Source organism: Streptomyces sp. NPDC096311, from assembly GCF_044763085.1.
Taxonomy (GTDB): Bacteria; Actinomycetota; Actinomycetes; order Streptomycetales; family Streptomycetaceae; genus Streptomyces.
The window spans coordinates 283,437-309,501 of record NZ_JBIWFN010000002.1 but is presented as its reverse complement, the minus strand read 5'-3'; the positions used below and the strand labels follow the sequence as shown (position 1 = coordinate 309,501).

At 71.1% G+C, this 26,065-nt stretch carries 23 protein-coding genes and 1 pseudogene; 9 read left to right on the top strand and 15 right to left on the bottom strand.

Annotated elements, in window-relative coordinates; translation table 11 throughout:
* Positions 1-109: 109 nt before the first annotated feature.
* Positions 110-1,054, bottom strand: coding sequence for a peptidoglycan-binding protein (locus tag ACIRA5_RS05995; protein WP_403687739.1), 945 nt, complete (start codon positions 1,052-1,054; stop codon positions 110-112).
* A gap of 360 nt (positions 1,055-1,414) precedes the next feature.
* On the opposite strand from ACIRA5_RS05995, the gene ACIRA5_RS05990 reads away from it, so the two are divergent.
* Positions 1,415-3,376, top strand: a complete 1,962-nt coding sequence (locus tag ACIRA5_RS05990) for a DHA2 family efflux MFS transporter permease subunit (RefSeq protein WP_403688596.1) — start codon at positions 1,415-1,417, stop codon at positions 3,374-3,376.
* 33 nt (positions 3,377-3,409) lie between these two features.
* On the opposite strand, the gene ACIRA5_RS05985 is transcribed toward ACIRA5_RS05990, so the two are convergent.
* Entirely contained in the window at positions 3,410-3,904 is a 495-nt protein-coding gene (locus ACIRA5_RS05985; RefSeq protein WP_403687736.1) for a GNAT family N-acetyltransferase, read from the bottom strand.
* A gap of 142 nt (positions 3,905-4,046) precedes the next feature.
* Between ACIRA5_RS05985 and ACIRA5_RS05980 the strand changes: the two genes are divergently transcribed.
* The gene (locus ACIRA5_RS05980) at positions 4,047-4,715 is read left to right on the top strand and encodes a hypothetical protein (protein ID WP_403687734.1); all 669 of its coding nucleotides are present in this window, start codon (positions 4,047-4,049) and stop codon (positions 4,713-4,715) included.
* A 4-nt stretch (positions 4,716-4,719) separates the two neighbouring features.
* Positions 4,720-5,520 (top strand): hypothetical protein, encoded by an 801-nt coding sequence (locus ACIRA5_RS05975; protein WP_403687732.1) that lies wholly within the window; start codon positions 4,720-4,722, stop codon positions 5,518-5,520.
* 134 nt (positions 5,521-5,654) lie between these two features.
* Here the strand turns inward: ACIRA5_RS05975 and ACIRA5_RS05970 are convergent, their stop codons facing one another.
* Entirely contained in the window at positions 5,655-6,059 is a 405-nt protein-coding gene (locus tag ACIRA5_RS05970; protein WP_095854930.1) for a DUF1992 domain-containing protein, read from the bottom strand.
* Positions 6,060-6,196: 137 nt separating this feature from the next.
* Here ACIRA5_RS05970 and ACIRA5_RS05965 point away from each other — a divergent pair, with 137 nt between their 5' ends.
* The gene (locus ACIRA5_RS05965; protein ID WP_403687730.1) at positions 6,197-6,592 is read left to right on the top strand and encodes a hypothetical protein; all 396 of its coding nucleotides are present in this window, start codon (positions 6,197-6,199) and stop codon (positions 6,590-6,592) included.
* A gap of 89 nt (positions 6,593-6,681) precedes the next feature.
* Here ACIRA5_RS05965 and ACIRA5_RS05960 read toward each other — a convergent pair whose 3' ends face one another.
* Positions 6,682-7,353: an O-methyltransferase gene (locus ACIRA5_RS05960; protein ID WP_403687727.1), complete on the bottom strand. Its 672-nt coding sequence runs from the start codon at positions 7,351-7,353 to the stop codon at positions 6,682-6,684.
* Between the two features lie 54 nt (positions 7,354-7,407).
* Complete coding sequence (gene proP, locus ACIRA5_RS05955) at positions 7,408-8,787, bottom strand: glycine betaine/L-proline transporter ProP (RefSeq protein ID WP_403687725.1); 1,380 nt, start codon at positions 8,785-8,787, stop codon at positions 7,408-7,410.
* 375 nt (positions 8,788-9,162) lie between these two features.
* On the opposite strand from proP, the gene ACIRA5_RS05950 reads away from it, so the two are divergent.
* Positions 9,163-11,214, top strand: a complete 2,052-nt coding sequence (locus tag ACIRA5_RS05950; RefSeq protein WP_403687723.1) for a bifunctional glycosyltransferase 87/phosphatase PAP2 family protein — start codon at positions 9,163-9,165, stop codon at positions 11,212-11,214.
* On the opposite strand, the gene ACIRA5_RS05945 is transcribed toward ACIRA5_RS05950, so the two are convergent.
* Complete coding sequence (locus ACIRA5_RS05945; RefSeq protein WP_403687720.1) at positions 11,168-12,796, bottom strand: hypothetical protein; 1,629 nt, start codon at positions 12,794-12,796, stop codon at positions 11,168-11,170. The two genes, ACIRA5_RS05950 and ACIRA5_RS05945, sit on opposite strands and share 47 nt — an antisense overlap.
* Positions 12,797-13,003: 207 nt before the next feature.
* Positions 13,004-14,239 (bottom strand): cytochrome P450, encoded by a 1,236-nt coding sequence (locus tag ACIRA5_RS05940; RefSeq protein WP_403687717.1) that lies wholly within the window; start codon positions 14,237-14,239, stop codon positions 13,004-13,006.
* Between the two features lie 292 nt (positions 14,240-14,531).
* On the opposite strand from ACIRA5_RS05940, the gene ACIRA5_RS05935 reads away from it, so the two are divergent.
* Positions 14,532-15,701 (top strand): steroid 3-ketoacyl-CoA thiolase, encoded by a 1,170-nt coding sequence (locus ACIRA5_RS05935; RefSeq protein ID WP_075026617.1) that lies wholly within the window; start codon positions 14,532-14,534, stop codon positions 15,699-15,701.
* On the opposite strand, the gene ACIRA5_RS05930 is transcribed toward ACIRA5_RS05935, so the two are convergent.
* Complete coding sequence (locus ACIRA5_RS05930; protein WP_403687714.1) at positions 15,685-15,963, bottom strand: DUF397 domain-containing protein; 279 nt, start codon at positions 15,961-15,963, stop codon at positions 15,685-15,687. The two genes, ACIRA5_RS05935 and ACIRA5_RS05930, sit on opposite strands and share 17 nt — an antisense overlap.
* Entirely contained in the window at positions 15,923-16,771 is an 849-nt protein-coding gene (locus ACIRA5_RS05925; RefSeq protein ID WP_403687712.1) for a helix-turn-helix domain-containing protein, read from the bottom strand. The genes ACIRA5_RS05930 and ACIRA5_RS05925 overlap by 41 nt, the downstream gene beginning before the upstream one ends.
* Positions 16,772-16,864: 93 nt before the next feature.
* On the opposite strand from ACIRA5_RS05925, the gene ACIRA5_RS05920 reads away from it, so the two are divergent.
* A complete protein-coding gene (locus tag ACIRA5_RS05920; RefSeq protein WP_403687710.1) occupies positions 16,865-17,326 on the top strand; it encodes an ATP-binding protein in 462 nt (153 codons plus the stop codon).
* A 131-nt stretch (positions 17,327-17,457) separates the two neighbouring features.
* Positions 17,458-18,729 (top strand): esterase/lipase family protein, encoded by a 1,272-nt coding sequence (locus ACIRA5_RS05915; RefSeq protein WP_403687707.1) that lies wholly within the window; start codon positions 17,458-17,460, stop codon positions 18,727-18,729.
* Positions 18,730-18,839: 110 nt separating this feature from the next.
* On the opposite strand, the gene ACIRA5_RS05910 is transcribed toward ACIRA5_RS05915, so the two are convergent.
* Positions 18,840-19,559, bottom strand: coding sequence for a YoaK family protein (locus ACIRA5_RS05910; protein WP_403687705.1), 720 nt, complete (start codon positions 19,557-19,559; stop codon positions 18,840-18,842).
* A 176-nt stretch (positions 19,560-19,735) separates the two neighbouring features.
* Positions 19,736-20,044: a hypothetical protein gene (locus tag ACIRA5_RS05905; RefSeq protein ID WP_403687703.1), complete on the bottom strand. Its 309-nt coding sequence runs from the start codon at positions 20,042-20,044 to the stop codon at positions 19,736-19,738.
* Between ACIRA5_RS05905 and ACIRA5_RS05900 the strand changes: the two genes are divergently transcribed.
* Positions 20,028-21,566: a PE-PGRS family protein gene (locus tag ACIRA5_RS05900; protein WP_403687700.1), complete on the top strand. Its 1,539-nt coding sequence runs from the start codon at positions 20,028-20,030 to the stop codon at positions 21,564-21,566. The two genes, ACIRA5_RS05905 and ACIRA5_RS05900, sit on opposite strands and share 17 nt — an antisense overlap.
* A gap of 118 nt (positions 21,567-21,684) precedes the next feature.
* Here the strand turns inward: ACIRA5_RS05900 and ACIRA5_RS05895 are convergent, their stop codons facing one another.
* The 4 genes and pseudogenes from ACIRA5_RS05895 to ACIRA5_RS05880 all read right to left on the bottom strand — a co-directional run.
* Positions 21,685-22,101: a transglycosylase SLT domain-containing protein gene (locus ACIRA5_RS05895; RefSeq protein ID WP_403687697.1), complete on the bottom strand. Its 417-nt coding sequence runs from the start codon at positions 22,099-22,101 to the stop codon at positions 21,685-21,687.
* 376 nt (positions 22,102-22,477) lie between these two features.
* Positions 22,478-23,299, bottom strand: coding sequence for an ECF transporter S component (locus ACIRA5_RS05890; RefSeq protein WP_403687694.1), 822 nt, complete (start codon positions 23,297-23,299; stop codon positions 22,478-22,480).
* Positions 23,296-24,954 carry an ABC transporter ATP-binding protein gene (locus ACIRA5_RS05885; protein ID WP_403687692.1) on the bottom strand — a complete coding sequence of 553 codons (1,659 nt, stop codon included), beginning with the start codon at positions 24,952-24,954 and terminating at the stop codon, positions 23,296-23,298. The genes ACIRA5_RS05890 and ACIRA5_RS05885 overlap by 4 nt, the downstream gene beginning before the upstream one ends.
* Positions 24,951-26,054 (bottom strand): annotated as a pseudogene (locus tag ACIRA5_RS05880) (CbiQ family ECF transporter T component); the annotation flags it as partial. The gene ACIRA5_RS05885 and the pseudogene ACIRA5_RS05880, both read right to left, overlap by 4 nt.
* Between the last annotated feature and the right edge of the window lie 11 nt (positions 26,055-26,065).

Genomic DNA, 26,065 nt, shown 5'->3' with positions numbered 1-26,065 from the left:
CGGGCGGCCGGGGCGATGCGGGGCGAAGTCCCCGCCTCAGGGGCGCGGGGAACTGCGCGATCGGCTGCCACCGGGCCGCAGCCGGTGAATCAACCGAACCCGCCGACCCCTACGGCGTCCACGTCTCGCTCTCGAGGCTCGCGCGCGTCGCCGCCCCGTACTCCCCGGACTTGTCGCCCGTGATGCCACGGGCCCACTGGTAGCGGCGTACCGCGTCCTCGACCTGGCCGGAGTACCTGCCGTCGGCCCTGCCGGTGTAGAGGGACAACTGGCGCAGGCGCAGTTGGAGTTCCGTGACCTCGGGGCCCTGGTCGCCGCGGCGCAGGGTCTGGGCGGGCTGATCGCCCGTGGAGCCCTGGCCCGGTGCCAACGAGGCAGCCGCGGTGGGCGTGGGCGTAGCGGACGGTGAGGACGTGGGCGGCTGCGATCGCGTCGCCGACGCCGAGGGGGATGGACTGCCGCTGGGCGATGCGGTTGGCCTCGTCGCTGTTGTTGCCGTGGTCGTGGGGGATGCGGCGCTTCCGGGGGCCGACCCCGAGCCCGGTCGCGGCGACGGGGACGACGACGGCGTCGACGCCGTCGTCGGTGACGGGTCCGGAACGCTCGCCCGTACGTCGTCCGGCAGCGCCCGGTCCCGCGCGGGAGCGTCGTACGAGAACAGCCCGCTCGCGAACCCCGCCGCCGCCACGACCGCCACCGTGGCCCCGGCCACGGCCAGCAGGGCCGTACGCCGTCGGCGCCGGGGAGGTTCCTCCGAGAGGGGGAGCGGGGGTGGTTCCGCGGGCTCGTTTCCGAAGTCGACGTGTCGTGCGGCGCTGAGGGCCTCCGGCGGCACCGCACGCAGGCGCATGGTGGCGGGGGCGGACTCGTTCGCCGTCAGGTCCACGTACGGGCGGATGCGCAGGGGATCGAAGTCCTCCGCCGCTGCCGCCTCCGCGGTGCGCGCGTCGCGCAGGGCGTCGGACGCGCGCCGGGTGCAGGCGCAGGACGGGGTGCCGTCCGGCGTCCGGGGCGCGGCGCACTCGGGGCAGACATGCCCGTTCGGTTCAGTCACGCGTTGGGTCCCTCCCCCTGAGACTCGCCCCCTCGGAACTCCCGAGGTTAGTCACATCCACCACACCTTCTCCCAGGAGCCCCCGGAATCCCGCCTTCCGCACCCGTTACAAGCTTCAACAGGCCATAACCCGCCATACCGACCACCATGGAGGGTGACCGAGACCCCAGGGGCTCATGGGAGGTCCGCATGACGGGCGAGATACCCGGTGATGTGCACGACCCGGACGCACCGCCGCACGACCCCCCGTACGGTGTGAACGAGTCGGCCGTGCGGAGGCGCTCGGCGGCAGCCGTCGACGCCAAGGAGGCGCCGGTGCACGGCAGCGTCGTCGTCTCGATCGGCGCGCTGCTGCTCGGCATGCTGCTGGCCGCCCTCGACCAGACGATCGTGTCGACCGCGCTGCCGACCATCGTCAGCGACCTGGGCGGGCTCGAACATCTGTCGTGGGTGGTCACCGCGTATCTGCTCGCGTCGACCGCGGCCACTCCGCTGTGGGGCAAACTCGGCGACCAGTATGGCCGGAAGAAGCTGTTCCAGGCCGCGATCGTGATCTTCCTCGTCGGGTCCGCATTGTGCGGAATGGCGCAGAACATGGGCGAGTTGATCGGCTTCCGGGCCCTTCAGGGCCTCGGTGGCGGTGGGCTCATCGTGCTGTCCATGGCGATCGTCGGCGACATCGTCTCGCCGCGCGAACGAGGCAAGTACCAGGGGCTGTTCGGGGCCGTCTTCGGTGCGACGAGCGTGCTCGGGCCGCTGCTCGGCGGGCTGTTCACCGAGCACCTCAGCTGGCGCTGGGTCTTCTACATCAACCTGCCGGTCGGCGTGGTCGCGCTCATCGTGATCGCGGCGGTCCTGCACATCCCGAGGAAGTCCGCCCAGCACGTCATCGACTACCTCGGCACGTTCCTCATCGCCGCGGTCGCCACCTGTCTCGTTCTCGTGGCCTCGCTCGGCGGTACCACCTGGGGGTGGAGCTCGCCGCAGATCATCGGTCTCGCGGTGCTCGGTGTCCTGCTCGCCGTGGCGTTCGTGGCGGTGGAGCAGCGGGCGGCCGAACCCGTCCTGCCCCTGCGGCTCTTCCGCATCCGCACCTTCTCCCTCTCCGCCGTCATCAGCTTCATCGTGGGTTTCGCGATGTTCGGCGCGATGACCTATCTGCCGACCTTCCTCCAGGTCGTCCGGGGCGTGAGCCCCACCCTGTCCGGCGTGTACATGCTGCCGATGGTGTTCGGGCTGCTGCTGTCCTCGACCGTCTCCGGGCAGATCGTCAGCCGTACCGGACGCTGGAAGGTCTTCCCCGTCGCGGGCACCGGTGTCACGGCGATCGGTCTGCTCCTGCTCCACAAGCTCGACGAGCACAGCAGCACCGGCGAGATGAGCGTGTACTTCCTCGTCTTCGGCCTGGGCCTCGGCCTGGTCATGCAGGTCCTGGTCCTGATCGTGCAGAACGCGGTCTCGTACGAGGATCTGGGCGTCGCCACCTCCGGCGCCACCTTCTTCCGCTCCATCGGCGCCTCGTTCGGCGTGGCCATCTTCGGCACCGTCTTCGCGAGCCGCCTCGGCGACAACCTGGTGGCCGTGCTGAGCGGAAGGCACCTGCCCGCCGGCATCACGCCGAACAGTCTCAAGGCCGACCCGAAGGGCATCGCCGACCTGCCGTCCGCGCTCCGCCAGCCCGTCCTGCACGCGTACGCCTCGTCGATCACCGACGTCTTCCTGTACGCCGCCCCGGTCGCCCTGCTCGGCTTCGTCCTGGCCTGGTTCCTGCGCGAGGACAAGCTGCGGGGTTCGGTCACGGCACCCGACATCACCGAGACGCTCGCCACCAATCCGGTGGAGCGGTCGTCGTACGACGAGGTGTGCCGCGCGCTGTCCGTGCTCGGCACCAGGGAGGGGCAGCGGGAGATCTACGTGAAGATCACCGAGCGGGCCGGGTACGACCTGCTGCCCGCCGCGAGCTGGCTGCTGCTGCGGATCAAGAAGTACGGCTGGGCGGAGCCCGCGCTGCTGGCCGAGCGCAGCACCGTACCGCTGTCCGTCGTACTGGCCGCGGCCCGGCAGTTGGAGGAGCGCCGCCTCGCCGCCCGCGAAGGGCTCGACCTCGTCCTCACGGACGAGGGCCGCGAGGTCGCCGGGAAGCTGGCCAAGGCCCGTGAGGAGTCCCTGGCGGAGCTGCTCGGCGACTGGTGGGGCCCGGACCGCCCGACCGATCTGACCAAGCTGGTCAAGGAGCTGAACGGCGAGCTGTGCGGGTCCGACGCGGAGCGGCCGCACGACGGCACGGTGCCGCGTACGCATCCGCGCGGGACACCGGCGTGAGTCCGGACACCGGCCTGAGTCCAGCGTCGGACTTCAGGACGTCAGCTTCTTCGTGAACCAGTGGTCGGCGTAGGTCTCGTCGTTGTGGGGCTCGGTCTCCTCGTAGCCGTGCCGCGCGTACAGGGCGCGTGCCTCCACCAGGTCGCCCCGGGTGTCGAGGATCAGCCGTTCGGCGCCGAGGCCGCGCGCCGCCTCCTCGGCCGCCGTGAGCAGCAGCGCCGCACCGCCTCTTCCGCGCAACCCCTCGCGCACGAACACGCGCTTCAGCTCACCCGTCGTGGCGTCGAGCATCCGTACCCCGGCCATGCCGCCGGGGTCGCCGCCGTACCGCGCGACCAGCAGCACCCCGCCGGGCGCCCGGAACTCGCCACCCGGGGTCGCGGCGATCTCCCGCTCCAGTTCCCCGGGGTCGGTCGGGTGCCCCTCGTGCAGCAGGTACCAGCGGTCGCTGACCTCCGTGTAGTAAGCGCGCCACAGTGCGGCGGCGACGGACGAGTCGAAGGGCTCGGGGGCGATGGTCCAGGTCATGGCGGTCATTGTCGGGAGGCGCGGCCCCCTGTTCGCAAGCGGATTTCGGCGGGGCGCCGGTGAGGGGTTCGTTTGAGTGCGGGGTTCCGGGCAACCCGGTCCTCGAACCGGCCCGTCGGGTCGAGACCCCCGGAAGGCACCCATGTCCACAGGCCTCATCATCGCTTTGATCGTGATCGTGGCGGTCGCCGTCGTCGCGGCCGCGCTGATCCTTCTGGCCCGCAGGCCGCAGGGCGGGCGCACACTGCGACGGCGCTTCGGGCCCGAGTACGATCGGGCCGTCGCCCAGCACGACGGCGACGCCAGGGCCGCCGAGCGTGACCTCGCCGAGCGGGTGAAGCGACACGGCTCGCTGCGTGAACGGCCGCTGGAGCCCGCGGCCCGCGACGAGTACGCGGCCCGCTGGGGGGCCGTTCAGGAACGCTTCGTCGACTCGCCCCAGGAGGCGGTGGCCGAGGCGGACCGGCTGGTCGCCGAGCTGGCCGGCGCACGCGGCTTCCCCGACGGCGAGCGCTACGAGGAGCAGCTCGACGCGCTCTCCGTCCACCACGGACACCATCTGCACGGCTACCGGCGCGTCCACCAGGCCACGTACGCCCCCGCCGCGGGCGCCGGCGGCAGCACGGAGGAGCTCCGCTCGTCCATGGTGGAGGCCCGCGGTCTCTTCGAGGAGCTGCTGGCCCCGGTGCGCGAGGACGCCCGCCAGGACGCCGCCGACACCGCCCCGGTCGCGGCATCCGTCCCGGACGGGCGTTCCCACCGAGCCCATGTTCCGTCGGTACTGACCAGGCGTCATGCGAAGGGGAGTTGAGGAAGTGAAGAAGATGACTTCGGACAACGGCAATGAGAACACTCCGCGTCGTGGGGCGATGACGGGGCGCGGCGACGTCGACCCCCTCGTCCACCGGCACGCCCAGGACGCCCAGGTCGCTCCGCCGGCCGGACCCGGTACCCCCGCCGACCCGGCCGTCCGCGACCCCGGCGAGGCCCCCGGCGGTAGGGGGTCCCGCGAGAGCGCGGACCCGTCCCGTTCGACGGCCGACGACATGCGGGGCATGCCCGCCGACGACCGCGACACCCGCGCCGGACAGGACACCGGCCTGCGCGCCGGGCAGCAGGAAGCCATGCGCTCCGCGCAGCCGGATTCCGCCCGCTCCGGGCAGGGCGGTGACCCCACCCGCGCCGGGCAGCAGCAATCCATGCGCGCCGAAGAAGCGGAGTTCGCCCGCGGTGGTGCGCGGGGTGAACCCACTCGTGCCGGGCGGCAGGAATCGGCTGCCGGGCAGAGCGGCCCCACCCCCGCGGAGCAGCGCGGTACCGGTCCGCAGGGTGACGGCGACGGGGCGTTGCTGCCGCACGACGAGTGCGACAAGTACGCGTTGCGGATGCAGCACGCCGTCGGTGGGTTCGTGGACGGCCCGCGGGCGTCCGTCGAGGAGGCGGACCACGTCCTGGAGGAGCTGACCACCGAGTTCACGGACGCCATGACCCGGCGCCGCCGCAGCCTGCGGACGACCTGGCAGGCGGCCGGTGAGAGCGACACGGCCGACACCGAGAAGCTGCGGCTCGCCCTGCGCGACTACCGCGAGGTGACCGAGCGCCTCCTGCACCTGTAGGTGACCGAGCGCCTTCTGCACCGGTCAGGAGGCCGAACCGTCGGGTACCACCGTGAGAAGCCGAACCGTCGAGTACCACCGTGAGGCCGCGCCCCGGACCATGTTCCGGGGCGCGGCCTCACCCGTGGACGGGGTCATCCGGCCCGGCGCTCGCGCCACTCCCGGACGATCTCGTCCACGTCGTACGGCTTGAGGCCGAGGGGAGGTCCCGGCGGCGGCTTGAACATGACCTCGCGGATCTTGGCGTTGATGTCCTCGACGATCCGGCGCACGACGCGCTCCGAGGGCGCCACCGAGGCCGCCGCGAGCGCGTCCTCGGCCTCCTTGCGCAGGGCCAGCGTCGGCGGCAGCACCGACAGCCCCTCGCGGGCCATCTTCCGCTTGATCCACCACAGTTCGTCGTACGGAGTGTCGGTCACGGCGGGCATGGGCTTGCCCGCACCGGGCAGGTCCGCGAACTCACCGCGGGCCTCCGCCTCACGGATCTGTCGGTCGACCCAGGTCTCGAAGCTGACCCCGGGTGGCTTCCGTTCGGTCATGCGTCCATTGTGCCGTACGACACACGATCGGACGATCGGGAGATTTATCATGCGGCGGCGGCGCGTCAACCACACTCGGTACCAGGAGGGTTGAAGCGCCGCGGCCCGGATGAACGCTGGAACTCGAAGGAGCGCACGTGCTCGAACTCACCATGGCCTCGGTCACCGGGGCGGACGCTGGTGCGACGGCCGGAATGCTGATGGCCGACGCGCCGAGCGACCCCGGAGCCGTGCTGCGGGTGGGCCGGGACCGGGCCGTGTGCCGGCTCGCGACCCCCGACGACTGGCTGTTCGTCTCCCGCGTCCACCTGGAGTTCCTGTGCGGCCCGGACGGTACCTGGCAGGTCACCTGGCTGCACGGGTCACGCCCTGAGCCCTCCGCCGAGGTACGGCTGACGCTGGCCGGACTGCAGACCCAGGCGGTCCCGTACGGCGGGACGGCGAAGCTCCCCGCGGGCGGTTCGGGGGAGATCGTCATCCTCGACCGCACAGGACCGAACAGCGTGAACGTGGGTTTCTATCACGAGACCTGAGCCCCCCGGAGCGCGAGCCTGAGCCCCGGAGTGTGAGCCTGATGCCCCCCGGAGCGCGAGCCTGAGCGCCCTGGAGGGGGAAGCGGGTGTCAGGCCAGCACGCGCGCCAGCGCGAACCCGTCGTACCCCTTGCTGCCCACCGTCTGGATCGCCGTACCGCTCAACTTCGGGTGGGCGGCGATCAGTTCGAGGGCGGCCCGGGTGCCCCGCACGCTCGGTTCGGCACTGCCCGCCTCGGTGACCCGCCCGCTGCGCACGACGTTGTCGACGACGATCAGGCTGCCGGGGCGGGTGAGCTTGAGGGCCCACTCGACGTAGTGCGGGTTGTTCACCTTGTCGGCGTCGATGAACACGAAGTCGAACGGCTCCGAGTTCTCCTCGGCCAGCTTCGGCAGCGACTCCAGCGCGGGTCCGACCCGCACCTCGGCGATCTTGTCGAGGCCCGCGCGGGCGAGGTTGCGGCGGGCGACCTCGGCGTGCGTGGCGTCGTACTCGAAGGTGATCAGCCGGCCGTCGGCCGGGAGCGCGCGGCCCAGCCAGATGGTGCTGTAGCCGCCGAGGGTGCCGATCTCCAGGATGCGGCGGGCGCCCTGGATCTCGGCGAGCAGCTGGAGCAGCTTGCCCTGGTTCGGCGCGACAGCGATCTGCGGCAGCCCCGCGGCGTCGCTGTCGCGCAGGGCCGCCGTCAGTGTCTCGTCGGCGGGGGCGAGGAGGGTGGCGAAGTAGTCGTCGACTTCGTTCCAGAGCTGCGACTCGCTCATGAACCATGCCTTTCGTATGCCTAGTTAGATGTCCTAACTAGTCCCACGCCCAACCTACACGGCGGGTGCGGAGCCCGGCAGCGGGCGACCCGCGGACTCGGTCATGAACCACACGGCCACGCCGCCGACGACGGCCGCGGCCATCATGTAGTAGGCGGGCATCATCATGTTCCCGGTCGCCCCGATGAGCGCCGTGGTCACCAGCGGGGTCGTACCGCCGAAGAGCGAGACGGAGACGTTGAAGCCGATGGACAGCGAGCCGTAGCGGACCTTCGTCGGGAAGAGCGCCGGGAGTGCGGCGGGCATCGCGGAGGTGAAGCAGACCAGCAGCAGGCCCAGTGCGCCCATGCCGAGCGCGACCGCGAGCAGACTGCCCTGGCGGATCAGCAGGAGTGCCGGGACGGACAGGGCGAGGAAGCCGACGCAGCCCGCGGCGATCACCGGGCGGCGGCCGATCCGGTCGGTCAGCGCGCCCGCGAAGGGCTGGATGATCATCATCAGCGCCATCACGCCGAGGACGACCAGCAGGCCGTGCGTCTCGTCGTACTTCAGCTCGCTCGTCAGATAGCTCGGCATGTACGACAGCAGCATGTAGTCGGTGACGTTGAAGACCAGCACCAGGCCGACGCAGAGCAGCAGCGCGCGCCACTGGCCCGCGACCATCTCGCGCAGCCGCACCTTGGGGCGGTCCGCCTCCTTCTTCGAGGCCTTCGCCAGTTCCGCCGCGAACGCCGGGGTCTCCTCCAGGCGCATCCGCAGATACAGGCCGATGATCCCCATCGGGCCCGCGATCAGGAACGGCACACGCCAGCCCCAGGACAGCAGGTCCTCGGTGGACAGGAAGGCGGTCATGAGGGTGACCAGGCCGGCGCCGCCGATGTATCCGGCGAGGGTGCCGAACTCCAGCCAGCTCCCGAAGAAGCCACGCTTCTTGTCGGGCGCGTACTCGGCGATGAAGGTGGAGGCGCCCGCGTACTCGCCGCCGGTGGAGAAGCCCTGGACGAGCCGGGCCGCGAGCAGCAGCAGGGGGGCGCCGACGCCGATCGTGGCGTACGACGGGATCAGGCCGATCGCGAAGGTGCCCGCCGCCATCATGATCATGGTGAGGGCGAGGACCTTCTGGCGGCCGACGCGGTCGCCGAGCGGGCCGAAGACCATGCCGCCGAGTGGGCGGACGAGGAAGGCCGCGGCGAAGGCGCCGAAGGTGGACAGCAGCTGCGCGGTGGGGTTGCCGGAGGGGAAGAAGACCTTGCCCAGCGTCACCGCGATGTAGCTGTAGACACCGAAGTCGAACCACTCCATCGCGTTGCCGAGGGCCGCTGCCTTCACGGCCCGCCTGACCATGGCCGGATCGGTGACGTAGGCCTCGGGCGGCGCGGGGGTCCGGGGTCGGGGTACGGCGGGGGCGACTGCTGTGGCGGACGGCAAGGGCATGCCCTTCGTAGGGGACGGGGACGTGGCTCACCCGGAAGTGGGCCGAAAAGCGACCATAGGGGCACTCCTCCGCATCACGTACCGTAGGCAACTCGATGCATGCTGCAATTAAATGTGCCGTACGCAGGGGTGTCGGCCGGATCGCGCGCCGCTTTTCCGGGGCCCCTTTGTGAGCTAAGTCGCGAACGGAGGGGGGAACCGGAACCAGGCGCGCACTATCGTCAACCGGACAAAAGGCGGGAGGCCGTCAGGTGAAGAGGGGGTTGCCTGCGTCTCTCAATCGGGGCGTGCGAGCCTCGTAGGGTCCGGGCCGGGTCCGGACGCACGGGGCACGCGGGACGAACGGGACAAACGGGGTGGGAGGGTCGGCGGGGCGTGGCGAACGTTGAGCACGGTGGGACAGCGGGCAATGCCTTCGGGGCGGGGGCGGCGGAATCGGCGAGAGCGAGACTGCGCGCGATCCGGATAGGGCTGTGGCTGATCGCCGTGGTCCTGGCGATACGGCAGGTCACCGTCGTGCTGAGCACCCCGAAAGGGGAACGGCTGACGGACCTGGAGACCTGGGTCGGACCCAACGGCGTCCTGCATGTGAAGGGATCGCTGTACGACTCGACGCAGTTCACCGGCACCCCCTTCGGAGGACTCGTCCTCAAACCCCTCACCCGCGCCGCCGAACAGGCGCTCGGCTGGGGCTGGACCTTCGGCAGTCTCTCGCTGGTCGTCGTGCTCGGCCTGGTCGTCGCACGTGCCCTGCCCCAGCCGGTGAGCCGGCGCACCGCCCTGCTCGCCGCGCCCGTCGCGATCAGCCTGCTGATGCTGTCGTTGCCGGTGCGCAACGCCCTCTACCTCGGCCAGACCAGCATCATCCCGGTGCTGCTCGTCCTGCTGGGCTGCTTCGCCGTCCGGGGCGAGCGCGCCGGCGGCCTGCTGATCGGCATCGCCGCCGCCCTCCAGCCCACCATGCTGCTCTTCGCGCCGCTGCTCTGGTTCACCGGGCGCCGCCGCGCCGTCGAGTCCACCGCGATCACCTTCGGCGGCCTCGGCGCGCTCGCCTGGGCCGTGATGCCGCACGACTCCACCACCTACTGGGTGCACCACCTGGCGGGCGTCGGCCTCGGCGGGGACGCCGACGCCCTCTCCAACCAGTCGCTGCACGGCGCGCTGCTGCGGCTCGGCCTCTACGGCCCGCTGGAGATCACCCTGTTCCTGCTGCTGGGCGCCGCCGTCGCCGCCCTCGGCCTGCGCCGCGCCATCCGCTACGCACGGGACGGGCAGCTGCTGCTGGCCGTGGCGATCACCGGCTGTGTCGCCGTCGTCGTCTCGCCCACGTCCTGGCAGCACCAGCTGCTGTGGGTGCTGCTCGCGCTGGTCGGCAGGGTCGGCAAGAAGACCTCGGACCGCGCCATGTGGCCCGTCGCCGTCATCCTTGTCATGACGCTGCCCGCGAAGATGATGCTGCCGAACATGGCGGAGCTCTTCCCGCTGCGCGACAACGTGGTGCTGCTCGCCGCGCTCGCCGCCGCCACGATCGTGCCGTTCCTCTCCCGCACCTCGGAGTACTACCGGGCGCCGATCCCCACCGACTACGCCCACTCCGTCCCCACGCGCTGGAAGCGGGTGCCGCTGCTCCCCTTCCTGGGCCGCGTGTTCACCCGCCCGAACCTGCTGCTCGAACTGCTCCTGATCCGCGTCGGCTACTCCGCCTACCAGCAGGTCAGGCTCGCCGCGACGGGCGGCACCAACGCGGGCGGCCGGACCACCGCCGAACACCACGGCGACCAGATCCTCTCCATCGAGCGGTTCCTGCACATCGACATCGAGCACTGGGTCAACCACGCCGTGTTCAAGGTCGAGTGGCTACGGGACTTCTTCGACTTCTATTACGAGTCGTTCCACTTCGTCGTCCCGCTCACCGTCCTCGGTGTGCTCTACGCCCGCCGCCCCGGCGACTACCGCTGGGCGCGCTCGGCGCTCGGCTTCGCCACCCTGATAGCGCTCCTCGGCTTCTGGCTCTTCCCGCTCGCCCCGCCGCGCCTGATGCCGGGCCTCGGCGTCATCGACACCGTGCACGGCGTGCAGGACTTCTCCAAGCCGGACTACGGCACGCTGACCGCGCTGACCAACCAGTACGCGGCGATGCCCTCGCTGCACTTCGGCTGGTCCCTGTGGTGCGGAGTCGTCATCGTGGTCCTGGCGCCCAAGTGGTGGATGAAGGCGCTCGGCCTGCTGCACCCGCTGCTCACGGTCTCCGCGATCGTGGCGACCGGCAACCACTGGGTGCTGGACGCGGTGGGCGGCGCGGCCGTCGTCGGCGCGGGCTTCGGCCTGACCCACCTCCTCCAAGGGCCGCGGCCGAGGCCGCTGAGAAAGCCCGTGGAGGTCAGCATGAAGGATCCGGTCCCGTTGACGGGCCGTACCCCGAGCTGATCCGGTACGCACCCGGCTCGGTCACCGTCAGCCGCGTGAACTCGCCGTCCCGGGTCAGGCAGCCGCCCCGCGCGCGCAGCCACGGCGAGTACGCGATCCGCACGGTCACCGGGCCGGGCACCGGCACCCGTACGTCCACCTCGGCGCTCGTCGTGCGCAGCACGGAGCCGGGCGCCGACACCAGCGGCACGGCGTCGCGCACCCGCAGCACCTGCCAGTTGGCGTCGCTCCACACCGGCTCCAGCCACGCGGGCCGGCTCCTCACCAGCCGCGCCTCCGCCTCGGCGAACCCGTCCGGCTTCCCCGCCGGCAGCACGACGAATCCCACCGCCCAGCGGTCCAGCCAGGCCCGATAGGTCGCCTCCGAGAACGTGCCGTCGTAGAAGAGCCGCCCCCGCACCATGTCCAGCTGACGGTTCCAGCCGCGCGCCAGGTTCACATGCGGGGCGAGCGTGGAGGCCTCGCGGTGGTTGCGGGCCGGGACCACCTCGACACGGCCGCGGCCGGCGCCGAGCCGCTCCAGCGTCCGTACGACGCCGTGCGTGTCGGCGGCCCAGGCGGGCACGGACGTGGACACCTCCAGGTCGTCCACGGTCTTCTGCCCGACCCAGGCGACGGAGAGCACGAGCGCCACCACCAGCGCGACGCGCCGCACCACGTGCAGCCCCACGGGCGCGGTGAGCAGCGCCGCGAGGAGCGCGGCGGGCGCGAACAGCTCCGCGAACCGCTCCACGTTCGTCCCCACCGGGGAGGCGATCAGATACGTCAGCACGGTTCCGACCGCGTACACGACCCCGCACCATCGGGCCACCCGCCAGCCGCGCGGGGCCAGCGTGGCGACGGTCAGCCCGAACAGCACGGGCGGCCAGATCCGGTCCGAGGGCATCAACTGCTGTCCGGTGAAGGGGAACAGCAGCGTGGTCGCTCCGACCACGACGACCGGCGGCACCAGCAGCGCCCCAGCCCGCACCCGGTCCCGTACGGCGAGCTGTCCGGCGCCCACCACCAGCAGGAACAGCCCGGCCACCGGGCTCGCCATGGTCGCCAGTGCCGCGTACGCCGCCGCCGGCAGCGCCCGCCGCTCGCCCGTCAGCAGCACACAGGCGGCGAGACCGAGGGCGACGCCCAGCGCGAAGGTGGTGCGCCCCGAGGCGACGTTGCACCACAGCGCGAGCGACGCCAGCAGCGCCGGGCCCACCGGCCGTCGTATCCCCGTGCGGGCGATCAGCACGGCGGCCAGCCAGGTGGCGGCGAGCCCGGAGACCACCGTCACCGGGCGCACACCCAGCGCGGCCATCAGATACGGCGAGATCAGGCTGTAGTTGGCGGTGTGCATCCCGCCGTACCAGAAGAGGTTGTACGCCGACCCGCCGTGCCGCGCCACGAACTCCGCCCACGCCACCTGGGCCGCGAGATCACCACCGCCGGTCGCGAGGAAGGCCCACCACACCGCGTACAGCGGCAGCACGGGGAGGGTGACGAGGAGGGGGAGACGGTGGCGGAGCCAGAACCCGTGATGCGGGCGTTTTCGGCGGACGGCCGGGTGGTCGGGCCGGACGGGGATCAGCTCGGCAGAGACCACGGTGCACCGGTTCCGTTCGCAGCGTCGGTTGTCTTCGGAGGTGGGGGGGATGGCTGAGCCACCGGTGAAGACGCGAAACGGAACGGAGACGTTCATCGGACTTTCGTCTCGGGGGAGGCAGGGGCGGGGCGTAGGAGGGATGCCCCTGCCTCCCGCGGGACGGGCCGACGGACACCGGGAGTCCGTCGGCCCGAGCGTGCGGTGCGGTCAGCCGGCGTTGACCTGGAGTTCCTTGACGCCGTTGATCCAGGCGGAGCGCAGTCGGCGCGGGTCACCGACCAGGCTGAGATTCGGCATCGCGTCGGCGATCGCGTTGAAAATGAGGTCGATCTCGAGGACGGCCAGGGACTTGCCGAGGCAGTAGTGCGGGCCTCCGCCGCCGAAGCCGAGGTGGGGGTTGGGGTCGCGGGTGATGTCGAAGGTGTCCGGGTTCTCGAAGACCTCGGGGTCGTGGTTGGCGGAGGAGTAGAAGATGCCGACGCGGTCGCCCTTCCTGATCTGCTTGCCGCCGAGTTCGGTGTCCTGGGTGGCGGTGCGCTGGAAGGAGACGACCGGGGTCGCCCACCGCACGATCTCCTCGGCCGTGGTCGCCGGGCGCGTGCTCTTGTACAGCTCCCACTGCTCGGGGTGAGTGAGGAAGGCGTGCATGCCGTGGGTGATGGCGTTGCGCGTGGTCTCGTTGCCGGCGACCGACAGCATCAGCACGAAGAAGCCGAACTCGTCGGAACCGAGGTTGCCCTCGTCCTCGGCCGCCACCAGCGTGCTGACGATGTCCTTCGCCGGGCACTGCTTGCGGTCGGCGGCCATGTTCATGGCGTACGAGATGAGCTCGGCGGCAGACTCGGCGCCGACCTCCTCGGTGATGGCGTACTCCGGGTCGTCGTACGCGATCATCTTGTTGGACCACTCGAAGATCTTGATGCGGTCGTCCTGGGGGACGCCGATCAGCTCGGCTATCGCCTGGAGGGGCAGTTCGCAGGCGACCTCGGTGACGAAGTCGAAGGGTCCCGAGTGGGCGCGGGCGCCCTCGACGATCGCGAGGGCGCGGGAGCGGAGCCGTTCCTCCAGCGCCCGGATGGCCCTTGGCGTGAAACCGCGTTGCACGATCTGGCGGACGCGGGTGTGCTCGGGTGGGTCCATGTTGAGCAGGATCAGCCGCTGGGCGTCGATCGCGTCGCGCTGCATGTGCTCGTGGAAGCGGATGATCGCGGTGTTGAGGTAGGAGGAGTAGATCTCCGGGTGCGTGGAGACGTACTTGACGTCCGCGTGCCGGGTCACCGCCCAGTAGCCCTCGTCCTGGAAACCGGCCAGACCGGCCGGCTGGGGGATCCAGCGGACGGGTTCGGCCCGGCGCAGTTCGGCGAACTCCGGCAGGGGCACACGGTGGTGCAGCAGATCGGGGTCGGTGAAGTCGAACCCGTCGGGCAGCGCGGGACAGGGCATCGGCGACCACCCACCATTCTGACGGTCCATCAGGAATCCGGAATTGCCGTGAAGGTAGTAACGGGTTCTACAAGTCGCAAGAGGTACGGCGCCCCGAATTCCGTGGGGAGTTCGTGCAGATCACGACTTCGGGCGCTGCACGACCCTTGCGGCACGGGGGCTCCGATCCGCAGACTGCACACAGAACTGGTACGCGTTCTAGTTCTGCGCGGTGGGTGGGCCGGGACGCCCCGCGCTGCGCGGGTCAGCAGGGCCTGGCCGCCGGACAGGCCTGAGGAGAGGACGAGCCCCCATGGCCGCGGAACCCGTGATCGTCGAAGCCGTACGCACCCCCATCGGCAAGCGAGGTGGCGCGCTCGCCAACCTCCACCCCGCCTATCTCCTGGGCGAGACCTACCGTGAACTCCTCGGCCGCACCGGCATCCACGCCGACTGCGTCGAGCAGATCGTCGGCGGCACGGTGACGCACGCCGGCGAGCAGTCCATGAACCCCGCGCGCACGGCCTGGCTCGCCATGGGCCTGCCGTACGAGACGGCGGCGACGACCGTCGACTGCCAGTGCGGCTCCTCGCAGCAGGCTTCCCACATGGTGGCCAACATGGTCGCGGCGGGCGTCATCGACGTCGGCATCTCGTGCGGCGTCGAGGCGATGTCGAGGGTGCCGCTGGGCTCCGGCTCCAAGCACGGCCCCGGGAAGCCGTTCCCGGACGAGTGGAACGTGGACCTGCCCAATCAGTTCGAGGCCGCCGAGCGCATCGCCCGCAATCGTGGCCTGACGCGCGAGAACGTCGACTCGCTCGGGCTCGTCTCCCAGGAGCGCGCCGCGAACGCCTGGGCGGAGGAACGCTTCAAGCGCGAGACCTTCGCCGTCCAGGTGCCGACCACCGAGGACGAGCAGCGGGCCGGACAGGGTATGTGGCGCCTCGTCGACCGCGACGAGGGGCTCCGCGACACGTCCATGGAGGCGCTGGCCGGCCTCAAACCGGTGATGCCCACAGCCGTCCACACGGCGGGCAACTCCTCACAGATCTCGGACGGTGCGGCGGCGATCCTCTGGGCGTCCAAGCGGATGGCCCGGGCGCTGAAGCTGCGCCCGAGGGCACGGATCGTGGCCCAGGCGCTGGTGGGTTCGGACCCGCACTTCCATCTGGACGGGCCGATCGACGCGACGCGTGCGGTGCTGGGCAAGGCGGGGATGTCTTTGAAGGACATCGACCTCGTGGAGATCAACGAGGCGTTCGCTTCAGTGGTGTTGAGCTGGGCGCAGGTCTTCGAACAGGACCTGGAGAAGGTCAACGTGAACGGCGGTGCGATCGCGCTCGGGCACCCGGTCGGAGCGACGGGAGCGCGGCTGATCACGACCGCCCTGCACGAACTGGAGCGACGGGACAAGGAGTTCGCGCTGATCACGATGTGCGCGGGCGGTGGACTGGCCACCGGGACGATCATCCAGCGGTTGTAGTCCACGAGACGAAGGTGGCGAAGGCGGCGGGGGCGATCGTGAGGATCGGGCCGGTGGGGTTTTTTGAGTCTCGTACGGCGACGGTGGTGGCGCAGGGGGTTTCGGCGATCTCGACGCAGTCGCCGCCCTGGTCGCTGCTGTACGTCGACTTGCGCCAGGCCAAGGGGCCGAGGGGTGCGCACTCGACGCACTGGCCGCCCTGGTCGCCGCTGTAGCTGGACTTACGCCACTGGACCGCCGTCAGAATCGCGTTGTTCTCCATAGCGTTCCTCCATCGCGCGCCGGATCAGCTCCGCCGAGTCCCTGAGGGAGAGCGCGGAAGCTCGGAGATGATCGTAACGGAGCGAACAGTCCTTGACGGTGTCCGGGTTGGCGGACGGATGCCCGCTTCCGTAGCTCTCGGTGTAAACGATGGTCGGGTCGCTCGCGAAGCGGTAGAGGTCGAACGAGCCTTGCAGTCCGGCGTGTTCTCCAGCCGAGAACGGCAGCACCTGAACGTTGATCCGGGAGTTGTCCTCGAACGACAACAAGTGGGTGAGTTGCTCTCGCATGGTCTTCGGGCCGCCGATCCCCTGGTGCAACGCGGCCTCGCTGAGGACCGCCCAGAAGACCGGCGGTTCCCGCTTCTCGAAGATGCGTTGGCGGGCCAGCCGCACGGCGGTACGGTCGTCAAGGTCGGTCTGGTCCAGTGCGCCCAGCACGGCACGCGCGTATGCATCGGTCTGGAGGAGACCGAGGACCATGTGCGTCTGGAAGGAACAGATCTCGACCGCCCGCGCCTCCAACTCCGCCACCTGTTGGAACCAGGCCGGAAGTTGACTACGCATCACCAGTCCGACCAGCCGGGAAAGCAACCCACCCGTCCCCAGCGCCACGTCCACCCGCTCACTGAACTCCGGCGTCGGCAGCTTTCTCGCCGTCTCGATCTGGCCGACCAGCGAACCGGTGTAGTTGACGATGTCGCCGAGCTGCCGCTGTGTCAGTCCGGCCGCCTCCCGATACCGTCGCAACTCGAACCCGTAGTAGTCGAGCGGGGACGCGCCCGGGTCGAGGATGTTGATATGGGTCACGTACGGCCCCTCTCGCGCGCAACTCGGTCCACTCCGGCACCCGTTGTATTCGTTCCGTAGCCGAGCGTAGTCGCGCGGGCTCAGTCTCGTCACGTGAACGAACACATTCCCCCCACCCTCCTGGGCCCCCGCCCGGCCCAGTACGGGATGCGGATCACGGTCGGCGCGCACTCGGCCCGGCACATCCGGCGGATCGTCAGGTCGCTGCTGGACGAGTGGGACTTGGCCGAGCTGACGGACTCCGTGGAGCTGGCCGTGACCGAGCTGGTCGCCAACGTCGTACGCCATGTCCCGGACCGGCACTGCGCGTTGCTGGTGCTGCGGCAGACGGCCGGAGTGAGGGTGGAGGTCGCGGACGGCTCCCCGCAACCACCTCGCGTGCCCTCCGGGTTGCCACCGGAGGCGGAGGGTGGGCGCGGGCTTGTGCTGCTCGACGCGGTGGTCGACAAGTGGGGTGTGGGGCCGGGGCCCGGGGGCGGCAAGACGGTCTGGTTCGAGTGTCGACCGGCTCGGCCGCCGGGCCAAACCCGTGAGGCTGGGAATCACTCATGGTGATGATGATCGCGCGAGGGAACCCGAACATCCTTTTTTGTCCCCTGATGATGAGCCTCACATCCAAGCCGCACGACCCCGGGGCATATGCCTTCGGGGTCTTCGTGCGGCCCGAAGGAAGGGGATCAACCGCAGTGAGCAATGAGAAGGCGGCCCGAGAGCAGCAGTTCGTCGGTTCGATCGGGCTGGTGGCCCCGCTGGACCAGCCGAAGCCGCCACCGGCCCCGGCGCCGGACGAGACGTGGCACTTCGGACGGCACCTGAACGCCGACGAGGAGGGCCAGGAAGGCTACGTGCCGGTCTACGACGGCACCGCCTGGGTGTACTACGGCAAGGGCCACCGCGGTGTGCAGCGGCCGGTGCTGATGTCCGACGGCTTCAACATGGGGCCCAGCGTTCTGGACGAGCTCTACGACGGATTCGAGCGGGGCGAGTACCCGCTGATGAGCCAGTTGCGCGAGCGCGGCCGGGACGCGGTCATCTTCGGCTACGGGGAGCGCTCCGCGTCGATCCTCGACAATGCCGGGTATGTGATCGAGGCGATCACGAGGCTGATCGACGAGCGCAGTGGCAGTGAACTGCTGGTGGTCGGCGGGTTCAGCATGGGCGGTCTGGTCACCCGCTACGCCCTGGCGCGTATGGAGACCCAGAAGATGGACCACCAGACCGGGACGTACTTCTCCTACGACAGCCCCCACCGTGGCGCGTGGGTGCCGATCGGGCTGCAGGCGTTCGCGCACTACATCAAGCGCGGCAACCCGGCCAACAGCGCGCTGTCGGACCAGATCAACAGCCCGGCCTCCCGTGAGCTGATGTGGCGGCACATCGAGACGGTGGACGGCACTCCCGGGCAGGACAAGGCCCGTACCGAGTTCCTCGCCGCCCTGGACCGCGTCGGCGGCTGGCCGAGGATGCCGAGGACACTCGGCGTCGCCAACGGCACCGGGAACGGCCAGGGCACGGGGATCGAGCCCGGCGCGGAGGCGTTCCGCGCCACCGGGATTCTGTTCCCCGGCACCACCATCTACACCCAGTCCGAGGGTGACGACGCCGTGGTCGCCGAACTGAAGGCGACCTTCGGGAAGGACGAGACGATCACCACCGACGGGTTCCCGGAGATCGACGGCGCTCCCGGTGGCACCCTGGCGTCCTTCGGCATTGCCGCCAACACCCTCAACAAGCTGATTCCCGGTAGTGCCGTGGCCCCGGTCCCCGAGATCTGCTTCGTGCCCTCGGTCAGCGCGGTGGCCATCCGTGACCTGGACACCACCGCCCTGCTGAACACCGACATCGACGCCCTCGACCCCGACGAGAGCGAACTCGACGCGTTCCTGTGCGCCTCCCAGAACGAGGGCCACACCAAGATCACCGAAGAGCTGTGCACCTGGCTCCTCGACCGGCTGTAACCCGGCCCGCTCGAAGGCCCCGGACTCCGTGACGGAGCCCGGGGCCTGTTCGCGCGTTCAGGGAGTCCGCGTCCCTCTGGTCACGGACTGCTGCACCCGTGCGGACCCCGTCACTCCCGCCCGGACGTCGCGACCGCCAGTACCCCCGCCAGTGCTGCCGAGAGCAGCAGAGGGATGCCCAGGCCGTGGTGGATCACCAGCCATGCGCCGAGCGTCGCGCCCGCCAGCATGGCGAGGACGGACGCAGTGCGGCGGGGGGAGCGGTGGCCCGAGCCGTCGCCGGCCCGGGACTCGGCGGCGAGGCCGGTCAGGGTCATCGTCAGGACGGTGGTCGTGAGGTCCGGCACACCGAGTTTGCGGACCGTCGCGTTGCGCAGGCCCATGGCGAAGGCCGTGAGGGCGATCAGGGCGTAGGTGGTCGCGGTGGTGCCCGGCGCGGCGAAGGCGACCACCGCGGAGGCGCCCACGAACACCGCCTCCGCGGTGAGCGTGACCTGTGCCCAGGTCCGGCGTGAGCCCCCGCCGAACCGCGCCGAGATCCGGCCCCCGGCCGCAGCGCCCACCAGGAAGAAGGCCAGCGAGGTCGAGGTGTGCGGGACGGAGAAGCCGGGGGCGCCGGCCGCGGCGAAGCCGAGCACCACCACGTTGCCGGTCATGTTCGCCGTGAAGACATGCCCGAGTCCGAGATAGCTCACCGCGTCGATCAGCCCGCTGACCACGGTCAGCGACAGCAGCACCACCACCAGACGCACCCCGGGCGCCTCGGGGTCGGCGGACGGCGGCCCGGTGTTCTCCGCGCCCTCTGCACCCTCTGCGCTCTGTTCGCTCACGGGGGCTCCGGTGGGAGTGACGGGCACGGTGTGCTCAAGTCCACCACGGACGCGGAGGACTCCCGGACACCAGGGCGCCCCGCGTGTCCGGCCGGTGCGCCGCGCCCCGGGGCAACCGTGCCCGTGAGGTCCCGCGTGCTGCCCCTTGTGTCCTTCCGTCCGGGTGTGCCCCGGAGTCACCATGACTCCTTATACCTCTGGGGACAACGGAAGCGGGCGCTCAGGCGTACGGCGGGAGCCCGGTGGATGAAGAGGTGGGTGGAGAGACGTATGGACAGGCGGCAGTACGGCGAGGGCGGGCGCTCACGGGCGGGATCACCGGCACGTACCGCGCCCCTGCCACGCCCAGCCTCCCCGAGCCCCCACCAGGCCCGGACCGGGTCGGACGCCACGCCCAGGACGCCCGCCGAGATGGCGGCGATCCAGCGCACGGCCGGCAACCGGGCGGCGTCCGTGACCGTGCAGAGGGTGGGGGAGTCGAGCACGAGCGCGCCTCCCGCCGCCGAGGAGTCCGGCCGGGAGGACCAGGGCTCGGCCGTGATCACGCGGCTGAGCCGGTCGATCGAGGGCCATGTCGTCGTGGCGAAGATGAAGGTGAACCCCCTGGCGCCGGGCACGTGGTGGCCGGAGCACTGGATGTCGGAGGGGCCCGCGCGCCTGAAGCGCACCCTGGAACGGCGGGTGATCAGCGGCGAGCTGTTCGGCGCCCAGGACCTGGAGGACATCAGGACGCTCTCCGAGCTGAACCCTCGGTGGCTCGCGAAGGTGGGTATCGGCACCTTCAAGGAGTCCGAGGACTACATCAAGGGCGACCACAAGGACTGGCTGCGGAACCTTCCGGGCAAACGCATCCTCGCCGCGACCCTGGCCTTCCAGCAGAACGCGCCGGGCACGCGCGCGGCGGGCGCGCCCACCCCGATCGCCCCGGACTACACCCTCGGCCGTTTCATGACCACCAAGGCTCCCGGAGTCCCGGACGAGGAGAAGCAGCCCCTGCGGGCCGAGCGGGACGAGCAGATACGGCAGACCGCCGTCGACACCCTGCACCCGGCCGGACTCCCGCCCGAACGCCGCCACCCCGACGTGGACAAGCCCGAGACGGTGAAGCACGCGGCGAAGGACGCGAAGGCCCGTGACGTCTTCACCTCCGTCCTGCTCCTGCTGCAGCACGGGCTGAAGACCTACGACCCGCGGGAGGGCGTGGCCGCGCATGTCGACTACCGCGAGGGTGACGTCGTGCGGGCGCTCGCCCACGGCGGCCGCGTCAACATCCGCATCCCCGCCCTGCGCGCGGGCGAGTCGTCCCAGTCGTTGACGGACTTCCTGGGCGTCACGGACCAGGGCCGACGCGCGGGGTTCGTCGACAAGCGCGACTTCGCCACGCACCGCACCGCCATCGAGAAGAACAAGAAGGGGGGCGAGCCGGGCAAGTTCCAGGAGAAGGGCGGCATCGGCGCGTCCGTCACGAACTATCTGACGCCGGCTGTGCCCCATGTCGGGCCCGAGCGTCCGCAGCTCATGGGCATGGACATCTCCGGCGGCGGGTTCGGCTCGCGGGACTGGAACGGCGACGTGGTCCTGCCGAACGGCTCGTACGGCCACATGCTGCTGATTCTCACCCCGCCCACCGCCGCCAAGGACGGCTCCCTGCTGGTCGGCATCGAGACGATCAAACCCCATGCCGAGAGCCCGGTCGGTTATGTGCACAACGCCCGGTCCACCGAGGCCACGGCCAACCCCGAGTCGGTCCTGCACGGTCACAAGGGGGACAAGGTCGGCAGCGGCGGGCTGAAGCACAACGAGCGACTGGTGGAGCTGCGGGAGCTGGGGAAGGCCCAGGGAAGCGGGGACTGGCGCGCGTTCCTGGACCAGATCAAGCGGGAGTGGCTCGACGAGCTGGAGAAGAACAAGGACGACGTCGCCGAGCAGCGGAAGATGTACGAGCGGCTCGTCGGCCGGCGGCAGCACTTCTACGAGCAGACCGAGCAGACCGAGCAGACCGAGTAGCCCGATTGCATGGATGGGCATGGATGGGCATGGCGAAGGCGGCGGCCCCGGGGATCGGGGGGCCGCCGCCTTCGCGTATGCGGGTGCCGTGTGGCTCCGGTGGTGACCGGTGGGCCGCTCAGTACCAGTTGTGGGCCTGCCAGAAGTTCCAGGCGGCGGCCGGGCTGCCGTAGCGGGAGTTCATGTAGTCAAGACCCCACTTGATCTGGGTGGCCGGGTTCGACTTCCAGTCGGCACCGGCGGCCGACATCTTCGAGCCGGGCAGGGCCTGGACCAGGCCGTAGGCGCCGGAGGAGGAGTTCGTCGCGCTGGGGTTCCAGCCGCTCTCGTGCTCGACGATCTTGCTGAAGGCACTGAACTGCGCGGCGTCCGGGATCATCTGGTGCGCGATCGCCTGGGCGGAGGAGGCCTGGCCGGTGGCGGCCTGAGCGGGGCTCGCGGCGAGGACCATGCCGGTGGCGGCGGCAGCCACGGCGGCGGTGGTGAGGACCTTCTTCGGGGAAGCGGCGATGTTGCGGATGAAGGAGACGGACACGCGGAGAACCTCTCTTAGGAAACAGGGCGGTCGCGGTGCGCCGTGACCACACGACGTGTGGTGGGGGCGTACATCGGCGCCGCGACCCGGGTGGGTTCGTGGCGCCTTGCGACTGCTTCAGAGAAACAGGCTCAGGGGGGTGTCCGCAATGACCCCTTTTACTAGTGGTGGTCGCATCTGGGGGAAACGTGCCTCGTGTGACCTGGGTCTCAAACCCCAGGTCAGAGGGGTTGACGACGCGTGCATGCCACGCCTTTGGCGCTACTAGCGCGCGTCGTATGTGACGTGGGTCCTATGGGGTGCTTCACCCCGCGGCTGGCGGAAGGTGCGCGGGTGACTACGGAGCGCGTCCGGGTGGTGTGACCTGGGCCGCACGTCACCGGGGTTCGAAGGTGACCGGGGTCTCAAAGGCGGCCCGCCGCGTCGCCCTGCGCAGCGCCTTGAGGAGGGGCGCGCCGAGCGCGAGGGTCAGGACGACGGTGACGACGGCCCGGCCCAGGTCCCAGCCGAGGGAGGTGGCCAGGCAGTAGGCGAGGAAACGGGCCAGGTTGGCGGTCACGTCGGCATGCGGGTCGAAGGCGACGTTCGAGGCCAGCGCGCCCATGAAGGGCCAGCCGGCCAGGTTCATGACCGTGCCGTACGCGAACGCGGCGCAGAACCCGTACGCCGCGAGCAGGGCGAGTTCCCCGCGCCCCCGCAGTTGGTCGGGGCCCGGCAACAGCCCGGCACCCATCGTGAACCAGCCCATCGCGAGCATCTGGAACGGCAGCCACGGACCCACCCCGCCCGTGAGCAGCGCGGAGGAGAACATGGTCACGGACCCGAGCACGAACCCGAACCCCGGTCCGAGCACCCGGCCGCTCAGCACCATCAGGAAGAACATCGGCTCGATCCCGGCCGTCCCGGCACCGATCGGCCGCAGCGCGGCGCCGGTCGCGGCCAGCACCCCGAGCATGGCCACCGCCTTCGGGCCGAGCCCGGACTCGGAGATCGTCGCCGTGACGACGGCGACGAGCAGCACCAGCAGGCCCGCGAACAGCCAGGGCGCGTCCTGCGCGTGCGCGGCGACCTGCGAGGTGGGATCGGCGAAGAGCGGCCAGCCGAACCCGGCGACCCCGACGGCGCTCACGAGGCAGAGGGCGGCGAGGGAGCGGGGTCCGAGGCGGACGGCTCTGGTCCGGACCTCCGGTGTCGTCATGCGAGGGCCTCCCTGACCTGGGTGACCGTGAGCCACGGCTGCGGCGCGAGCACCTTCGTGATCTGGGGGGCGAAGGACGGGGAGGCGACGACCACCTCGGCCGTGGGGCCGTCGGCGACGATCTCGCCGTCCGCGAGGACGACGACACGGTGCGCGAGCTCGGCGGCGAGTTCCACGTCGTGGGTGGCCAGGACGATCGCGTGACCCTCGGCGGCCAGTCCGCGCAGGACCGTGACCAGACGGGCCTTCGCCGCGTAGTCCAGGCCGCGGGTCGGTTCGTCGAGGAGCAGGAGCGGGGGGCGGGCCGTCAGGACGACGGCCAGCGCGAGCGCCAGCCGCTGCCCCTCCGACAGGTCACGGGGGTGGGTGTCGTCCCCGATGCCCGGCAGCAGTTCCGACACCAGCGCCCGGCAGGTACCGGGCTCGGCCCCCGCGTCCTCGTCGGCCGCCGCGCACTCGGCGGCGACCGTGTCGGCGTACAGCAGGTCGCGCGGTTCCTGCGGTACGAGACCCACCCGGCGTACGAGGTCCCGTGGTGCCGTCCGGTGCGGGACCGCGCCCCCGACCAGGACCGAACCGGCCGCCGGTCGGACCAGCCCGACCAGCGTGCCGAGGAAGGTGGACTTCCCGGCCCCGTTGCGGCCCATCAGCGCGATGATCTCGCCGGGGGCGGTGAGGAGGTCGACGCGCCGGAGCGCCTCGACGCGGCCGTGGCGGACGGCGAGGGCCTCGATCGAGGCAGGGGCCGTCGCCCGTGGAACCGTCGCCCGCGGGGCTGTCGGCTGCGAGGCCCTCGGTCGCCGGGTTGTCGGCTGCGGGGTCCTCGGCTCGGGGACGAGTTCCGTGAGCCGCTCCCGCAGGGACCCCGCCCTGCGCCGCGCGTCGCGCACCGTGAGGGGGAGCGGGGACCAGTCGGCCAGCCGGCCCAGGTCCACCACCGGCGGGTACACCGGGGAGACGGCCATGATCTCGGTCGGGGTGCCGAGCACCGGCGCGGCGCCCGGGGACGGGAGCAGGGCGACCTGGTCGGCGTACTGGATGACCCGTTCGAGGCGGTGTTCGGCCATGAGGACGGTCGTGCCGAGGTCGTGGACCAGGCGTTGCAGGACGGCGAGGACCTCCTCGGCGGCGGCCGGGTCCAGGGCCGAGGTGGGCTCGTCGAGGACCAGGACGCGCGGGTGGGGGGTCAGGACCGAGCCGATGGCGACGCGCTGCTGCTGGCCGCCGGAGAGCGTGGCGATCGGGCGGTCGCGGAGGTCCGCCAGGCCCAGCAGGTCCAGGGTCTCCTCGACGCGGCGGCGCATCACGGCCGGCGCGAGGCCCAACGACTCCATGCCGTAGGCGAGTTCGTCCTCGACCGTGTCCGTCACGAAGTGGGACAGCGGGTCCTGGCCCACCGTGCCGACCACGTCCGCGAGCTCGCGCGGCTTGTGGGTGCGGGTGTCTCGTCCGGCGACCGTGACCCGGCCGCGCAGGGTGCCGCCCGTGAAGTGCGGCACGAGACCGGAGACCGCGCCGAGCACGGTCGACTTGCCGACACCGGAGGGCCCCACCAGCAGGACGAGTTCACCCTCCGGGACCTCGAAGTCCACGCCCTGGACGGTGGGTTCGACAGCTCCGTCGTACGTCACGGAGACATCCTCGAAGCGGATCATGAGGGGTCCTTGGGGGTGGAGGGTTCCCGCGCGTGGGGTGTCGGGGCCACGAAGGCGGGGAGCAGGCCGAGCAGGATCGCCGCCGCGGGCCAGAGGGGCAGGGCGGGGGCGGTCAGCGGGAGGACACCGGGGCTCAGGGCCGAGGCGTCGTACGTGGCGGAGACGATCAGTCCGGCGGCGACCGCGGCTCCGGAGCCCGTCACCAGCCAGGCCCGTACGCCCCACACGTCCGGGCGGTAGCGCGTGCGGACCGAGCGGCGCCCGCCCAGCCACAGCCCGCCGAGCGCCGCGGCCACTCCGGCGAGCAGCACGGGCAGGCCGTAGGTGCCGCCCTCGGCGGTCAGCACTCCGTACGTCCCCGCGCAGACGCCGAGCAGACCGCCCAGCGTCAAGGCGGTGGTCGTACGGCGGACGGCGGGCGGTACCTCGGCGGTGCGGCCGTAGCCGCGGGCGTCCATCGCCGCCGCGAGGGCGACCGAACGCTCCAACGCGCCCTCCAGGACCGGGAGTCCGACGTGCAGCAGGCCACGCAGGCCACGGTCGGGGCGGCCACGCAGACGGCGGGCGGCGCGCAGCCGTTGGACGTCCGCGATCAGGTTCGGCGCGAAGGTGAGCGCGACGACCACCGCGACGCCCGCCTCGTACAGGGCGCCCGGGAGCGACTTCAGCAGCCGTGCCGGGTTCGCGAGGGCGTTCGCCGCGCCGACGCAGATGAGGAGCGTGGCCAGTTTCAGGCCGTCGTACAGCGCGAAGAGCAGGCCCTCGGCGGTGACCCGGCCGCCGACACGGATGCCCTGGGCCCAGTGGGGGAGGGGGAGTTCGGGGAGGGTGACCAGGAGGTGGGTGCCGGGAATGGGGGAGCCGAGGAAGACGGCGAACGCCAGCCGGATGCCGAGGACGGCGATGCCGAGTTTGGCGAACGCGGTGTAGGAGCGGGCCCAGGGGGCGTCGGTCCGGCGGGCGCCCACCACATAGCCGGCCACGGCTATGAGGAGGGCGAGCAGGAGGGGGTTGGTGGTGCGGGAGGCGGCGGTTCCCAGGCCCAGGGCCCAGATCCACCAGGCTCCTGGGGGGAGGGCGTTGGAACGGTGTGCCTTCGGCGCGCGTGCCA

Coding starts and splice junctions, on each gene's coding strand:
- ACIRA5_RS05990 (WP_403688596.1), top strand. CDS start 1,415: ATGCTGCTGGCCGCCCTCGACCAGACGATCGTGTCGACCGCGCTGCCG.
- ACIRA5_RS05985 (WP_403687736.1), bottom strand. CDS start 3,904: ATGACCTGGACCATCGCCCCCGAGCCCTTCGACTCGTCCGTCGCCGCC.
- ACIRA5_RS05980 (WP_403687734.1), top strand. CDS start 4,047: ATGTCCACAGGCCTCATCATCGCTTTGATCGTGATCGTGGCGGTCGCC.
- ACIRA5_RS05970 (WP_095854930.1), bottom strand. CDS start 6,059: ATGACCGAACGGAAGCCACCCGGGGTCAGCTTCGAGACCTGGGTCGAC.
- ACIRA5_RS05960 (WP_403687727.1), bottom strand. CDS start 7,353: ATGAGCGAGTCGCAGCTCTGGAACGAAGTCGACGACTACTTCGCCACC.
- proP (WP_403687725.1), bottom strand. CDS start 8,787: ATGCCCTTGCCGTCCGCCACAGCAGTCGCCCCCGCCGTACCCCGACCC.
- ACIRA5_RS05940 (WP_403687717.1), bottom strand. CDS start 14,239: ATGCCCTGTCCCGCGCTGCCCGACGGGTTCGACTTCACCGACCCCGAT.
- ACIRA5_RS05935 (WP_075026617.1), top strand. CDS start 14,532: ATGGCCGCGGAACCCGTGATCGTCGAAGCCGTACGCACCCCCATCGGC.
- ACIRA5_RS05930 (WP_403687714.1), bottom strand. CDS start 15,963: ATGGAGAACAACGCGATTCTGACGGCGGTCCAGTGGCGTAAGTCCAGC.
- ACIRA5_RS05890 (WP_403687694.1), bottom strand. CDS start 23,299: ATGACGACACCGGAGGTCCGGACCAGAGCCGTCCGCCTCGGACCCCGC.
- ACIRA5_RS05885 (WP_403687692.1), bottom strand. CDS start 24,954: ATGATCCGCTTCGAGGATGTCTCCGTGACGTACGACGGAGCTGTCGAA.